14 protein-coding genes and 1 other annotated feature are annotated in these 15195 nt (G+C 56.3%); of the genes, 4 read left to right on the top strand and 10 right to left on the bottom strand.

The features are described from left to right. Positions 1-17: 17 nt before the first annotated feature. Positions 18-1670 carry a bifunctional UDP-sugar hydrolase/5'-nucleotidase UshA gene (ushA, locus tag ACOTZF_RS15665; RefSeq protein WP_029882632.1) on the bottom strand — a complete coding sequence of 551 codons (1653 nt, stop codon included), beginning with the start codon at positions 1668-1670 and terminating at the stop codon, positions 18-20. Positions 1671-1833: 163 nt separating this feature from the next. On the opposite strand from ushA, the gene ACOTZF_RS15660 reads away from it, so the two are divergent. Together ACOTZF_RS15660 and ybaL are read left to right on the top strand one after the other, a co-directional pair. Further along, positions 1834-3054: an MFS transporter gene (locus ACOTZF_RS15660; protein WP_013095903.1), complete on the top strand. Its 1221-nt coding sequence runs from the start codon at positions 1834-1836 to the stop codon at positions 3052-3054. A gap of 228 nt (positions 3055-3282) precedes the next feature. Continuing rightward, positions 3283-4959 carry a YbaL family putative K(+) efflux transporter gene (ybaL, locus tag ACOTZF_RS15655; protein WP_029882633.1) on the top strand — a complete coding sequence of 559 codons (1677 nt, stop codon included), beginning with the start codon at positions 3283-3285 and terminating at the stop codon, positions 4957-4959. A gap of 92 nt (positions 4960-5051) precedes the next feature. Here the strand turns inward: ybaL and ACOTZF_RS15650 are convergent, their stop codons facing one another. The 9 genes from ACOTZF_RS15650 to ACOTZF_RS15610 form a co-directional block, all read right to left on the bottom strand. Continuing rightward, positions 5052-6356 carry an inosine/guanosine kinase gene (locus ACOTZF_RS15650; protein ID WP_020685011.1) on the bottom strand — a complete coding sequence of 435 codons (1305 nt, stop codon included), beginning with the start codon at positions 6354-6356 and terminating at the stop codon, positions 5052-5054. 62 nt (positions 6357-6418) lie between these two features. Beyond that, entirely contained in the window at positions 6419-7381 is a 963-nt protein-coding gene (hemH, locus tag ACOTZF_RS15645) for a ferrochelatase (RefSeq protein WP_013095900.1), read from the bottom strand. 124 nt (positions 7382-7505) lie between these two features. Then, entirely contained in the window at positions 7506-8150 is a 645-nt protein-coding gene (gene adk / locus ACOTZF_RS15640; RefSeq protein ID WP_006809841.1) for an adenylate kinase, read from the bottom strand. Positions 8151-8345: 195 nt separating this feature from the next. Further along, positions 8346-10220 (bottom strand): molecular chaperone HtpG, encoded by a 1875-nt coding sequence (gene htpG / locus ACOTZF_RS15635; RefSeq protein WP_023620089.1) that lies wholly within the window; start codon positions 10218-10220, stop codon positions 8346-8348. Between the two features lie 110 nt (positions 10221-10330). After that, positions 10331-10936, bottom strand: coding sequence for a recombination mediator RecR (gene recR, locus ACOTZF_RS15630; RefSeq protein ID WP_129252909.1), 606 nt, complete (start codon positions 10934-10936; stop codon positions 10331-10333). Further along, positions 10936-11268: a YbaB/EbfC family nucleoid-associated protein gene (locus ACOTZF_RS15625; protein WP_003858972.1), complete on the bottom strand. Its 333-nt coding sequence runs from the start codon at positions 11266-11268 to the stop codon at positions 10936-10938. Before ACOTZF_RS15625 ends, recR begins: the two co-directional genes overlap by 1 nt. 53 nt (positions 11269-11321) lie before the next feature. Then, positions 11322-13250, bottom strand: a complete 1929-nt coding sequence (gene dnaX, locus ACOTZF_RS15620; protein ID WP_129317920.1) for a DNA polymerase III subunit gamma/tau — start codon at positions 13248-13250, stop codon at positions 11322-11324. Further along, positions 11928-11992, bottom strand: a sequence feature (DnaX frameshifting element). It overlaps the preceding gene by 65 nt. Positions 13251-13338: 88 nt before the next feature. Beyond that, the gene (gene apt, locus ACOTZF_RS15615) at positions 13339-13890 is read right to left on the bottom strand and encodes an adenine phosphoribosyltransferase (protein WP_000127359.1); all 552 of its coding nucleotides are present in this window, start codon (positions 13888-13890) and stop codon (positions 13339-13341) included. Between the two features lie 151 nt (positions 13891-14041). Next, entirely contained in the window at positions 14042-14419 is a 378-nt protein-coding gene (locus tag ACOTZF_RS15610) for a DUF454 family protein (protein ID WP_013095896.1), read from the bottom strand. Positions 14420-14469: 50 nt separating this feature from the next. On the opposite strand from ACOTZF_RS15610, the gene priC reads away from it, so the two are divergent. Both priC and rsmS read left to right on the top strand, forming a co-directional pair. Next, entirely contained in the window at positions 14470-14997 is a 528-nt protein-coding gene (gene priC, locus ACOTZF_RS15605; RefSeq protein WP_038982799.1) for a primosomal replication protein N'', read from the top strand. Positions 14998-15009: 12 nt separating this feature from the next. Then, positions 15010-15195, top strand: coding sequence for a pleiotropic regulatory protein RsmS (rsmS, locus tag ACOTZF_RS15600; protein WP_023620091.1), 186 nt, complete (start codon positions 15010-15012; stop codon positions 15193-15195).

Here is a 15195-nt window from a genome sequence, read left to right as displayed (position 1 = left end):
CATCAGGCCGCACAATGTTACTGCCAGCTCACCTCGCCTTTCGGCTCATACGCATTCACGTCGATCGGTGAATTCTGCTCGATAAACTGCTTCAGAACCTCGGCATCAATAAAGCCGGTATTCACATAGCCCGGTTTATTATCGATGTGCGGATAACCGTCGCCGCCGGTGGCGTTAAAGCTTAAGGTTGCCAGACGGTAGGTTTTCGCGGGATCAACCGGCTCACCCTTGATTTTGAGATCGTTGAGCTTGCCGTCTTTGGCCACAAAGCTGACGTTAGCGAACTGCGGATAAGCGCCAGAGTCCGGTTTCATCTGCGCAACGGCGGTAAGGTACTCAATCACCTCTTTCCCGCTCATATCGGCATAAACCACCACGTTGCCAAACGGCTGCACCTTCAGCACATCTTTATAGGTGATATTCCCGCCTTCGATGGAATCACGGATCCCGCCGCCGCTCATCACACCAAAATCAGCGCCGGTGCGCGCGATTTGTGCCGCCAGCACCAGGTGACCCATATTGGTCTGTACGAAACGGACTTTGCTGCGGTCCCCTTCCAGACGCCCGTTCAGCGTACCGATTTTCACCTCCAGCTGCGCTTTGCCTTTATTCTGGAACGGGGTTAACAGGGAGAGCATCTGTGGGTTCTCGGGGATCTCCGGGGTGTAGAGCACGCGCTCACTTTTCCCGTCCGGGTAGGTCACTTTTTTCTTCAGGTTGACCGGGATGAGCTGATAATGCACCAGTTTCATCTCGCCGTTACGGAACTCAAAGTCGGCACGGCCAACGTATTTACCCCACTCGTGCGCCTGCACAATCCAGATCCCGTTCTGACGGTCTGGTGCACACGGCGTGCCGGGAACATAATCCACCTGCTTTTTATTCTCCGAGGCCATGCACACCGGATCTTGTGAGTGACCACCCACAATCATTGCCAGCGAGCCCGCAGGGAGGCTGCGCGCCATTTCAACGTCGCCCGGTGCGTTAGAACCATGCTCGCCGTTGTCGTAATGTCCCATATGGGTGGTGGCGATGATCACGTCCGGTTTTTCATTTTGCTGCAACTCCTGAATCACCAGCTTCGCTTCGTCTGCCGGTTTACGGAATTCGATATCGGTAAAGAACTCTGGGTTGCCAATTTTTGCCGTATCGTCCGTGGTGAGGCCAATCACCGCGATTTTCAGATCCTGACGCTTAAACAGCGCCCACGGTTTAAACAGGCGTTCACCGGTACTTTTCTGATAGATATTGGCGGAGAGGAACGGGAATTTGGACCATTTTTCCTGCTGGCGCAGCACGCTCAGCGGGTTATCAAACTCATGGTTTCCGACGGCCATTGCATCGTAACCGATTAAATTCATGCCACGAAAATCAGGCTCAGCATCCTGTAAATCGGACTCCGGCACGCCGGTATTGATATCGCCCCCCGATAACAGCAGCACGCTGCCCCCTTCGGCGGCAACCTCTTTACGAATGCCATCCACCAGCGTTTTTTGCGCGGAGAGACCATATTCGCCGTACTCGCTGCGCCAGAAATGGCCGTGGTGATCGTTGGTATGCAGGATCGTAATTTTATACGTTTTGTCTTTTTCATACGCCTGTGCGGGCAGGCTTGCCAGACCCCAGGCGGCGAGCAGCGCCAACGCGACGCCATGCTTCATTAACTTCATCTTCTCTCTCCCTGACCAATAGACAAACGCAAAAATTACAGTGAGTAACAAGAATAGACAAATAAGTTTTCATAATTGCGACTTTCTTCAAATGTCGCTGGCAGGTATGTTAGTTGGATAATAATTACCCCCTGCATTTTTCATCACTAACGACGTGGTATTTATGGCAATCAGTGAATCAACCCAGCCCGTTTCGGGCGCGCCGGCGTCGCCGCCACCCTCGCGCACCTCATTTAAAGTCTTAGGCGCTATTAGCCTCTCCCATCTGCTCAACGACATGATCCAGTCGCTGATCCTGGCGATTTACCCGCTGCTGCAATCCGAGTTTTCATTAACCTTCGTGCAGATCGGGATGATCACCCTGACCTTCCAGCTGGCCTCTTCGCTACTGCAACCGATCGTCGGTTACTGGACGGATAAATATCCGATGCCGTGGTCGCTGCCGATTGGCATGTGCTTCACCCTGAGCGGGCTGGTGCTGCTGGCTATGGCGGGCAGTTTTGAAGCGGTGCTGCTTGCCGCCGCACTGGTGGGAACCGGCTCGTCGGTCTTCCATCCGGAGTCCTCCCGCGTGGCACGTATGGCCTCCGGCGGGCGCCACGGGCTGGCGCAATCACTCTTCCAGGTGGGCGGTAATTTTGGCAGTTCCCTCGGCCCGCTGCTGGCGGCAGTGATCATCGCCCCCTACGGCAAGGGTAACGTCGCCTGGTTTGTGCTGGCCGCCCTGCTGGCGATCGTTGTGCTCGCCCAGATCAGTCGCTGGTATGCCGCACAGCACCGCGTAAACAAAGGCAAACCAAAAGTGAAGGTTATCAATCCCCTTCCACGTAATAAGGTGATCCTGGCCGTCTCCGTGCTGCTGGTGCTGATTTTCTCGAAATATTTCTATATGGCGAGCATTAGCAGCTATTACACCTTTTACCTGATGCAAAAATTCGGATTATCGGTACAAAACGCGCAGTTCCACCTGTTTGCTTTCCTGTTTGCCGTCGCAGCAGGGACGGTGATTGGCGGGCCAGTCGGGGATAAAATTGGCCGTAAATATGTTATTTGGGGCTCTATCCTTGGCGTTGCCCCCTTTACCCTTATTTTGCCTTACGCCAGCCTTGAATGGACGGGCATTTTAACGGTGATTATTGGTTTTATTCTGGCTTCGGCGTTCTCGGCTATCCTGGTGTATGCGCAGGAGTTGTTACCGGGGCGTATTGGTATGGTTTCCGGGCTCTTCTTTGGTTTCGCCTTTGGCATGGGCGGCCTTGGTGCAGCCGTGTTAGGCATGGTTGCCGACCACACCAGTATCTTCCTGGTTTATAAAATCTGCGCTTTCCTTCCACTTCTGGGGATGTTGACCATATTCCTGCCTGATAATCGTCATAAAGCGTAATTTCATGGCTGCCAAAGTGTAACTTTGGCAGCCTGATGCCCTCATGGCATAAGGCTTTCCTGTTCATCCCTCCTCTGATTTTATCAAAACCTGCCTTTTCTGAGGCATATTGCCGTTTTATTCAAACTTCAACAATTATTCATAAACACAAGGGTAAAAATTGTCATAAACTATTACTCGGTTTTTGGTTTTCACCAAAATGGAACACCCACAACGAAAGGAGACGGAATGCACCACGCCACACCGCTTATCACCACCATTGTTGGTGGACTTGTGCTCGCTTTTATTCTCGGCATGATTGCCAATAAACTGCGTATTTCCCCTCTTGTGGGCTATCTGTTAGCCGGGGTACTGGCGGGACCGTTTACGCCTGGCTTCGTTGCGGATACCAAACTGGCACCTGAACTGGCGGAACTGGGCGTGATTCTGCTGATGTTTGGCGTGGGGCTGCATTTTTCCCTGAAGGACCTGATGGCGGTAAAGTCGATCGCCATACCGGGAGCGATCGCCCAGATAGGGGTGGCAACGCTGCTGGGCATGGCGCTTTCGGCCGTACTGGGCTGGTCGTTAATGACCGGCATCGTATTTGGGCTGTGTCTCTCAACCGCCAGTACCGTGGTGCTGCTGCGCGCGCTTGAAGAGAGGCAGCTGATAGACAGCCAGCGCGGACAAATCGCAATCGGCTGGCTGATTGTTGAAGATCTGGTGATGGTGCTGACGCTGGTCCTGCTGCCTGCCGTCGCCGGAATGATGGAAAAAGACACCCTCGGCTTTGCCTCGCTGGCGCTGGATATGAGCATCACCATCGGAAAAGTGGTGGCGTTTATCGCCATCATGATGCTGGTAGGCCGCCGTCTGGTGCCGTGGATCATGTCGCGCAGCGCGGCCACCGGCTCGCGTGAACTGTTCACCCTTTCCGTCCTTGCGCTGGCGCTGGGGATTGCCTTTGGCGCAGTGGAGCTCTTTGACGTCTCCTTTGCCCTTGGCGCGTTCTTCGCCGGGATGGTGCTGAACGAATCCGAACTGAGCCACCGCGCGGCGCATGACACCCTCCCCCTGCGTGATGCCTTCGCGGTGCTGTTCTTTGTCTCCGTCGGGATGCTGTTTGATCCGATGATTCTGGTTCAGCAGCCGCTGGCCGTACTGGGGACGCTGGCGATTATCATCTTTGGTAAGTCGGTCGCCGCCTTTTTCCTGGTGCGAATGTTCGGCCACTCGCCGCGTACCGCTCTTACCATCGCCGCAAGCCTGGCACAGATTGGTGAGTTCGCCTTTATTCTGGCGGGTCTGGGGATGGCGCTGAACCTGCTGCCGCAGGCCGGGCAGAACCTGGTGCTGGCGGGGGCGATCCTCTCAATTATGCTGAACCCGGTGCTGTTCGCGCTGCTGGAAAAATATCTCGATAAAACCGAAACCCTTGAAGAGCAGACGCTCGAAGAGGCCATTGAAGAAGAGAAGCAGATCCCGGTGGATATTTGCAACCACGCCCTGCTGGTCGGCTTTGGCCGCGTGGGAAGCCTGCTCGGCGAGAAGCTGATGGCACAGGGGATCCCGCTGGTGGTGATTGAAACCTCGCGTACCCGCGTCGATGAGTTGCGCGAGCGCGGTATCCGCGCGGTGCTGGGCAATGCGGCGAATGAAGAAATTATGAACCTGGCGCATCTGGACTGCGCCCGCTGGCTGCTGCTGACCATTCCAAACGGCTACGAAGCGGGTGAGATTGTGGCCACTGCACGTGAGAAATGCCCAACGATTGAGATCATTGCCCGCGCCCATTACGACGACGAGGTGGATTACATCACCGAACGGGGTGCGAATCAGGTGGTGATGGGTGAGCGCGAAATTGCGAATACGATGCTGGCGCTGCTGGCGAAGCCGCCGGTTGAAGAGGCTGTGACGAGGTAAGTTTCGTGCGGCCTGATGCCCTCACCCTGACCCTCTCCCACCGGGAGAGGGAATAAACACTAAAAACGGCAACATGCGTTGCCGTTTTGCTTTTACCTGTCCCAGTACGCCTCTTCGAGGCTGTCTTCCCTTTCCGGCAGGCCACGCGTTAAGCGCGGGGAGTGCTGGTTCAGCACCTGATAACTGACGCGGTTCGCGTATTTACACACCTGCGCCAGAGACGAATAGGTGAGCCAGCTGAACTTATGTTTGCTGGAATTCGGCACGTTGGTTTTGTGGTAGGCATTGGCGGTGATGTCATGCAGCAGTGCCGCCAGCGCGCCGTCGCCCGCGCCGTTGGTGTTCATAATCTTCTCCGGGCCGCCCATGTACGGGGCGATGTGTGAGTAGATCCGCAGCGGATTAACACAGTCTTTATAACGCATGCCACGGCTGAACTCATACTGGTTGAACTCGGCGATGGCGCCAGGCAGCAGCGGATGCTGGGTTTTGCGTTTGCTCTCTTCTTCCGTGAAGCCTGCCATATACAGCCCTACCGGTCCGGCGGTGCAGAGCACCAGGTCCACCCAGTCCAGCGCTTTATCGGAGGCCAGCAGCGGATCGCTCTCGCCGGTGAGAGCCTCAGCTTCTTCTTCGTTCATCGCCAGAATCGAGACATGCTCTTTCAGGAAGGCCTGCCACCACTCCGGGTTGTCGGCAATCACAAATTTCGTTCCCAGCGTCAGGACCACCGGCACATCGTACTTTTTCGCGTACTCAATCGCCTTCATGGTGGCTTCCGGCATCGGCTCGCCCGGCTTGCAGCGCACCAGGTAGGAGGTGAGCACCAGCGCCGACGCGCCCGCAATCACCTCTTCGGGAATGCTCTCGGCACGCAGCTTGTTCATGTGGCCAGGGCTGATGGCAAAGGTACGCTCGCCGGATTCACCGATCAGCGTAAAGCAGCGGCCAATGGGGCCGTCGACACCCTGCAGATAGTTAAGATCGGTACGGCTGGAGGTATTGCACAGATAACGGTAGGCGTAGCCACCAATTTCGATGTTGCTGCACATCACGCCGAGCAGCACTGAGCGGTCGTCTGCCAGAACGGAGTAGTTGTGCATGGTATTGCCGATGGTGCCACCGGCAAACTGATGGGTGATCAGGTTGTCACGCACCAGCTCCTGATAGAGCGCCTCCGCAACGTCGTCTTCAATTACCAGCGAGTGGCCGGCGCTCAGACCGTAACGGGCGACAAACGCATCATCCACTTTCGCTTCAATGTCCACCAGCGTCTGATCAATACCGACGACCCATGCGGCGCTGGTTTCATTTTCAGGCTGGATTTGCTGCAGGAGCGGATCGCGGGCATCAACAGGGAAGTAGTGTTTGGATTTGCGTTTACCGGGAAATTTCATGGTCTGAACTGTGCATAGAATATGGGCCGGGAATGGTAGCACAAACCCGGCCCAGAGTGCGATCAGCGGCTGTTGGTCACCAGCGAGACCATCATGTCGATATGTTCCGGAGCGTCGTTAAGTGCCGGAATGTACTCGTACTTCTCACCACCAGCCTCAAGGAAAAACTCCCGGTTTTGCACCGCGATCTCCTCCAGCGTTTCCAGGCAATCGGCCGAGAAGCCCGGGGACATTACCTGAATATGCTTCACGCCTTTCTCGCCGAGCATTTTGAGGGTTTCATCCGTATACGGTGTCAACCACGGCTCGCGACCAAAGCGCGACTGGAAAGTCATCATCACCTTCTCCGGCGGCAGGCCGAGCGCGGACACCAGCTCACGCGTGGTATCGCGACAGCGCTGCGGATAATCATCCCCTTCGTTAGCGAAACGCTGCGGAATGCCGTGATAGGACAACAGCAGCAGATCCGGCTCGCCGTGTTTTTCAAACGACGCGCGGGCACTGCTGGCAAGCGCTTTGATATAGAGTTCGTTATCGGCGTAGTCGCGTATAAAGGTCACGCCCGGAATGCGGCGGCGGGTCGCCAGAATGCGGGCCAGTTCGTCCCACACCGCAGCGACTGTCGAGCAGGAGTACTGCGGGTAGAGTGCCAGCACCACAATGTGCTCAACCCCCTGCGCCAGCAGCGCGTCGACCGCACTTTCTAGAGACGGTTTGCCATAGCTCATGCCGAGTGCGACAGGCATATCCGGCAGGCGGGCAGCCAGCGCTTTCTCCTGACGACGGCTGTAGACCATCAGCGGCGAGCCCTCTTCCATCCAGACAGACTGATAGAGTTTGGCGACGCGCGGTGAACGAATGGGCAGAATCACGCCACGCAGTAATGGCCACCACAGCAGTCTTGGGGTATCCACAACGCGCGTGTCGCTTAAAAATTGTCGCAGATAGCGTTTTACCGCTTCTGGCGTAGGTGCTTCTGGGGTGCCCAGATTGGCAAGCAGGATGCCGGTTTTCGCCTGACTCATTCACGCCTCTTAACCATTTGAATGGTTGTCAATTGTAGCGGAAATGCGTTTAAACGGAACCCATTGCTGTAATAGGTAAGATGAGAAATATTCTCACCCGGGGACCCGGGTGAGAGCAGTGCGATTAGCCGAGGATTTTTTCCAGCTCTGCACGAACGTCAGCCACGGCTTTGGTGCCGTCAACTTTCGCGTATTTGGTGTTACCCGCCTGCGCTTCTTTGGTGTAGTAGCCGATCAGCGGCGCAGTCATCTGATGGTATTCCACCAGGCGCTTACGCACGGTCTCTTCCTGATCGTCTTTACGGGTGGTCAGCTCTTCGCCGGTTACGTCGTCTTTACCTTCAACCTTAGGTGGGTTGAATTTAATGTGGTAAACGCGGCCAGAAGCAGCGTGCACACGGCGACCAACGATACGATCAACGATCAGCTCGTCTGGTACGTCGAACTCCAGCACGTAGTCTACGTTGATGCCCGCTTCTTTCATGGCGTCAGCCTGAGGAATGGTGCGTGGGAAGCCGTCCAGCAGGAAACCGTTACGGCAGTCTTCCTGAGCAATGCGCTCTTTGACCAGAGCGATAACCAGCTCGTCGGTCACCAGTTTGCCAGCGTCCATGATGTCTTTCGCTTGTTTACCCAGCTCAGAGCCAGATTTAACAGCGGCGCGCAGCATATCACCGGTGGAGATTTGCGGAATACCGTATTTCTCCATGATGAACTGAGCCTGAGTTCCTTTACCCGCGCCCGGAGCGCCAAGCAGAATAATACGCATTGCGAAAATCCCCTCAAAAGTCGATTCAATTTTTCAAAAGCGCTAAACAATACCACCAGAACGGATGCGGCTCAAGGAAGGCGGGAGGGCTGAAACGGTTAATGGGGGGAGATAATTTGGGGGAGTGCGGTCTGGTGCCCTCACCCCGGCCCTCTCCCACGGGGAGAGGGAGAAGACCAGGGGAGGCGTGGTCAATTACGCCAGCAGCAGCGCATTCACACGTTTAATGAAGAGGTTAGGATCTTCCAGCGTGCCGCGCTCGGCCAGCAGAGACTGATCCAGCAGCAGTTCAACCCACTCGGCAAAGCGGGTTTCGTCCTGGGTATCCGCCGCGCGTTTCACCAGCGGGTGATCCGGGTTCAGCTCGAAGATATATTTCACTTCTGGCATCGCCTGACCTGCCGCGGCGAACAGTTTCGCCATCTGGGTACCCATTTCGTCCGCATCGGTAGTCACAATCGCCGGCGTATCGGTCAGACGGTGGGTGAAGCGCACCTCTTTCACACGATCGCCCAGCAGGGTTTTCACGCGCTCAACGAACGGCTCCAGCGCCTTCTCGGCTTCTTTCGCGCTTTCATCTACTTCATCCGCCAGCTTGTCGATGGATTCATCGGCTTTGGCAACAGACTGGAATGGCTTACCGTCGAACTCGGTCAGGTAGTTCATCATCCACTCGTCGATGCGGTCAGAAAGCAGCAGCACTTCGATGCCTTTCTTACGCAGCAGCTCCAGGTGTGGGCTGCTCTTCGCCGCGGCGTAGCTGTCGGCGGTGATGTAGTAGATCTTCTCCTGCCCTTCTTTCATGCGGGAAACGTACTCTTCCAGCGACACGGTCTGCGCGGAGGAGTCAGTGTGCGTAGAGGCAAAGCGCAGCAGTTTGGCGATCGCTTCTACGTTCGCGGTGTCTTCCGCCGGGCCTTCTTTCAGCACCAGGCCAAACTGCTTCCAGAAGGTCTGGTATTTTTCCGCGTCGTCTTTCGCCAGTTTTTCCAGCATCTGCAGCGTACGTTTGGTCAGCGCGTTACGCAGGTTGCGGGTCACGGTGCTGTCCTGCAGAATTTCACGGGAGACGTTCAGCGGCAGATCGTTGGAATCTATCAGGCCACGGACAAAGCGCAGGTAATTCGGCATGAACTGCTCGGCGTCGTCCATGATGAAGACACGCTGAACGTAAAGCTTCAGACCGTGCTTGTGATCGCGGTTCCACATATCCCACGGCGCCTGCGACGGGATATACAGCAGGCTGGTGTACTCCTGCTTACCTTCCACACGGTTATGGCTCCAGGTCAGCGGATCGGTAAAGTCGTGGGCGATGTGTTTGTAGAACTCGTTGTATTCGTCGTCCTTGATTTCAGCCTTATTGCGCGTCCACAGGGCCTGCGCCTTGTTGATTTTCTCCCAGGAGACCACGGTTTCACCGTCTTTCTCTTCCTGTTTTTCAATCTCAACCGGCAGGGCAATATGGTCGGAATATTTGCTGATGATGGAGCGCACGCGCCAGTCGTTCAGGAAATCATCTTCGCCTTCACGCAGGTGCAGGGTGATTTCGGTGCCGCGATCCGCTTTGGTGATGTCATCAACGGTGTATTCACCTTCACCTTTGGATTCCCAGAACACGCCGTTTTCCGCGCTGTCACCCGCCGCACGTGTACGCACGGTCACTTTGTCCGCCACGATAAACGCCGAATAGAAGCCCACACCGAACTGGCCGATCAGCTGGCTGTCTTTCGCCTGGTCAGAGCCCATTGATTCCAGGAACGCTTTGGTCCCGGATTTGGCGATAGTCCCGAGGTGGTCGATCACCTCGTCGCGGTTCATGCCGATGCCGTTATCGGCGATGGTCAGGGTACGGTTCTCTTTATTGAAAGAGACGCGCACGCGCAGCTCGCCGTCGCCTTCATACAGATCCGGGTTAGACAGCGCGCGGAAACGCAGCTTGTCCGCCGCATCGGAGGCGTTGGAAATCAGCTCACGCAGGAAGATTTCTTTGTTGGAATACAGGGAATGGATCATCAGGTGCAGAAGCTGTTTTACTTCTGACTGGAAACCACGGGTTTCTTGTCCTTTCATCTAAGTCGACCTCAACAATGCCATTTAATGGGGTTGTAAAACGTTGAGGGAGAGATGGGGATAAGCAGGGAAATTTTCAAGCGGAGGCTGCGAATGCCGCCTCCGTTTGGTCAGAAAATAATCTTGTGACGTCCGGCCAGAGAGTGCGACAGCGTGGTGCCGTCAACCATCTCCAGCTCGCCGCCAACCGGCACGCCGTGAGCGATACGGCTGGCGTCAACGCCGTACTGCGCGCACAGCTCGGCGATGTAGTTGGCGGTTGCCTCCCCTTCCACCGTGGGGTTGGTGGCGAGGATCACCTCTTTGATGGTCTCGGACTCCAGACGCCGTTCAAGGCGATCAAGACCGATATCATCCGGGCCAATACCGTCCAGCGGGGAGAGATGCCCCATCAGCACGAAATAGCGGCCAGAAAACTGCCCGGTTTGTTCGATGGCATAGATGTCCGCCGGACTCTCCACCACGCAAATCTGACCGTTCTCCTGACGACGCGGATTCGAGCAAATATTACAGACGTCCTGCTCGGTAAAAGTACGGCAATCCGCACAGTGACCAATCTCTGACATGGCGCGGGTCAGAGCCTGCGCCAGGCGCATCCCGCCGCTGCGGTCGCGCTGCAATAGCGTAAACGCCATACGCTGCGCCGACTTCGGGCCTACGCCCGGCAGGCAGCGCAACGCTTCCATTAACTGCGTGAGCAGCGGACTGGTTTGCATCAGAACGGCATCTTGAAGCCCGGCGGCAGTTGCATACCGCTGGATACAGAGGCCATTTTCTCTTTCTGGGTTTCGTCGATACGGCGAGCGGCATCGTTGAACGCGGCTGCAACCAGATCTTCCAGCATCTCTTTGTCGTCTTCGAGCAGGCTTGGATCGATTTCAACGCGGCGGCAGTTATGCGCACCGTTGATGGTCACCTTGACCAGACCGGCACCGGATTCACCCGTGACTTCCAGCTGAGCGATCTCTTCCTGCATCTTCTGCATTTTTTCCTGCATCTGCTGAGCCTGCTTCATCAGGCCACCCAGACCGCCTTTTCCACCAAACATAGGCTTCTCTCTCTTTCACGTTTAACGATGACAACCGTAAGTCAGACTCACGATCAAATGGGGCGAATACTCTCTTCATCCAGATCGGCGTCGAAGAACCGGCGCAGGGTCTGGATGTTGTTATCCGCAATAATCGACTCACGCGCCTGCGCGAGTTTCTCTTCATAAATGGCCTGGCGCCACTCCAGTGGCGTTCGCACCGCCGGATTATCATCTTCAATGATAGTCAATTCAACCGGTGCACCCTGCAATGTGGCCAGCGCCTCCGCCAGCGCTTTTTGTGCGCCGGGGGAGTTCAGGTGCCGTTGACCGGGACGCAGATGCAGACGCACCTGATTACCGTCCTGCTCTTTCCAGGCATTCAGCGCGACCTGCTCAACCAGCTTAGGCAGTTGCAGTTTACTGACCTCAGCGGCCCAGGCGTCACGCGCGATAGACTCTTCCGCGAGCTTCGCGGAAAGCTCCGGTGTTTTTTCATGCTCCAGCGCTTTCTTCAGCGCTTTTGGCGTGGCGACCTCTTTCTTCACCTCTTCGACGATGGTCGTCGACTTCCAGCGGTAAGCCTCTTCTTTCACCGGGGCTTTTTGCTCGAGCGCGGACGGTGCCGGGCGCGACTGTACGCGCTCCGTTACCGAGGCCAGTCGTTCAAGCGCGGCGTTGTTTACCGGCCGCGCTCTTCCTGGCGCTGCCGGTTCACTCTTTTTTGGTTTGGTCGCTCCCTGCGCTCGCTGCAGCTGGCTGCGGGCGGCAAGCACCGAACTGGTGGCATCCGACAGCGGTACATTTTGCGGCGGCGGCGCTGCCGGCTGTGCTGGCACCTGCTGCGGCGACATCACTGCCGTCGGGGCGGTCGGGGCGAATGACTGCCGGGGCACTTCAGGCTCTGGCAGCGGCATACGCGGGTGGAACGCCAGCGCACGCAGCAGCGTCATTTCAACGCCCATTCTAGGATCCGGCGCAAACGGCAGCTCTTTACGGCCAATCAGCAAGGTCTGGTAATAAAGCTGTACGTCAGCAGGCGGCACGGTTCGCGCAAGTTCACGCATCCGCTGTTCAATGGCCGCCATATCCGCCCCCATTGCTGACGGAGAAAGTTGCAGCATCGCTACACGGTGCAGCAGGCTAAGCATCTCGACCAGTAGGGCTTCCCACTCGACGCCGCGGGTTGCAGCGGCATTCACCAGCGACATGACGCGCTCACCGTTCGCGGCGATCGTGGCTTCAATCAGGGAGAGCGCCTGGTCGTCATCCAGCGTGCCGAGCATGGTGCTGACCGCCTCCGTCGACAGTTTACCGTCACCGCTGGCAATGGCTTGATCCGTCAGGCTGAGCGCATCGCGCAGGCTGCCGTCCGCTGCACGGGCCAGCAGTTGCAGGGCGCGCGGCTCGTGGACAATGTTCTCTTCGTCGAGAATGTGTTCCAGCTGAGTGCGGATCTGTTCAACGTCCAGCGCCTTCAGATGGAACTGCAAACAGCGCGACAGAATCGTCACCGGCAACTTTTGCGGATCGGTGGTCGCCAGCAGGAATTTCACATGCGCAGGCGGCTCTTCCAGCGTTTTCAGCAGGGCGTTGAAGCTGTGACGTGACAGCATGTGCACTTCATCGATCAGATAGACCTTGAAGCGGCCACGCGCCGGGGCGTACTGCACGTTATCCAGCAGGTCACGGGTATCTTCAACTTTGGTGCGCGAGGCGGCGTCGATCTCGATCAGATCGACAAAGCGCCCCTGCTCGATCTCACGGCAGTTGTCACACACGCCACACGGCGTGGCGGTGATCCCGGTTTCGCAGTTCAGACCTTTTGCCAGCAAACGGGCAATAGAGGTTTTACCGACGCCGCGGGTACCGGAGAAGAGATAGGCGTGATGGATACGACCTAGCGACAAGCCGTTCGCCAGGGCCGTCAGCACATGTTCCTGACCGACAACGTCGGCAAAGGTTTGTGGTCGCCATTTACGGGCTAACACCTGATAACTCATGGGCAGGCTCTGCAACGCTGGAAGGTGAATTAATGGAGGGGAATGCTATCACAACCTCACCCATTGAGCGAGGTTGTGAGAAACGGGATTAATGACCCGGGAAAGGCACCAGGCTGTAGCTGGTAATACCCTGTTTTTCCAGGCGCTGTTCGCCGCCCAGATCGAACAGATTGATGATGAAGGCCGCATCGGTCACTTCACCACCCAGGCGACGAATCAGCTTCACGGTCGCTTCGATAGTGCCACCGGTTGCCAGCAGATCGTCCACCACCAGCACTTTGTCGCCAGGCTTAATGGCATCAACGTGGATTTCCAGCTGATCGGTGCCGTATTCCAGCTCATAGCTCTCCGCGATGGTTTCACGCGGCAGTTTGCGCGGCTTACGCACTGGCACAAAACCTACGCCCATTGCCAGCGCCACCGGTGCGCCAAACAGGAAGCCACGGGCTTCGGTACCTACTACTTTGGTGATCCCGGCGTTTTTATAACGCTCTACCAGCAGTTCAATGCTGAGCGCGTACGCTTTCGGGTCTTCCAGCAAGCTGGTGACATCACGGAAAAGAATGCCAGGTTTTGGATAGTCCTGGATGCTTTTGATGCTGTTTTTCAGATATTCAAGCTGCTGTGCAGTTGCGGTCATCGGTTTGTGCCTAAATGAAACAGTGTTACTCACAGCGCGCAAAGAGGCGGTAAAGGTAACAATTGTTTAACCTTTAACCAGGCGCGCCTGTGCTCGAAAACGGTCGAATTTACTGGCTGCGCGCAATAATTGCAACAGCCATTATAAGGCTTCAGTGCTTTTGTTGCTTTTCATCAACCACGGGGATCCGCCACATGAAGATAAGCAGGCAGGTCAGGATAACCAGCAGCAGGATCCGCACCCACATCATTTTCACCAGCCATAATGAAATGGCGAAGGTGATGAGGATGACTGCAATCGCACGCGGCTTTGCGCCAGGCGGCATGGCCCGGTGTTTCTGCCAGTGGCGCAGATAGCCGCCAAACCACGAGCGATACAACAGCCAGTGATGAAAACGCGGGGATGAGCGGGCAAAACACCAGGCTGCCAGCAGAATAAACGGCGTCGTGGGCAAAAGTGGCAAAACCACGCCCAGGGTGCCTAACACTACCGCCAGCCAGCCAATGATGATTAAAATAGTACGCTGCATAATGCGAATCGTTATCAAACTGAACGGCTACTTTACCACTGGAGCGCGCCTTGAAAATAGCCCTGCTTTTAGAGACGCTGCAAAATCAGCTCGTTGCCCTGCGCACGCAGGCGTCACCGTTGATGCAGCATGCGACGCTCAAACCGCGCTTTGACCGGCAGTTATTTCATACGCGTAGTACGCTGATGAAAGACTATCTTGATGAGGCGCAGACCAACCTCGACGAACTGCGACAGTCCGTGAATGACGGTAAACATGAGCAGGTGGCCTGGCTTGCGGAGCATCTCACCAGTCAGATCACCGCCCTGCACCGGGAGATCGCAGCCTGGCCCCTGCGTACCTGGGATAGCGCGTCGCCCGGCCTCGGTAAATGGCAGCGCAAACGGTTGGAGCACCAGGAGTTTGAACGCCGTCTGTTTGAGATGAAGCGCGAGCGGGAAGCACGTCTGAACAACAGTGAAACACTGGAAGAGCAGCAGTTATTGATGCGTGAAATCGACGCGCTGGATGGACGTCTTGTCCGCTGCCGTCAGGCGCTGGATGAGATCGAACGCGTCATTGAACGCCTGACCCGTTAAAAGGAGCCACACATGTCGCTGGAAAATGCCCCCGATGAGGTCAAACTGGCCGTCGATTTGATTATGCTGCTGGAGAATCATGAGATCCCGGCTGAGACGGTGCTGAAGGCACTGGAGATTGTGCGGCGGGATTTTGAGGGAAAGGTGAAGGCCGGTTGCCCTCACCCTAACCCTCTTCCACAGGGAGAGGGAAAATAG

This window comes from Enterobacter cloacae complex sp. SHL021, assembly GCF_049237765.1.
Lineage (GTDB): Bacteria > Pseudomonadota > Gammaproteobacteria > Enterobacterales > Enterobacteriaceae > Enterobacter > Enterobacter cloacae.
Note: the sequence above shows the minus strand (reverse complement) of the source record. Positions and strands in the feature narration are given on the sequence as shown.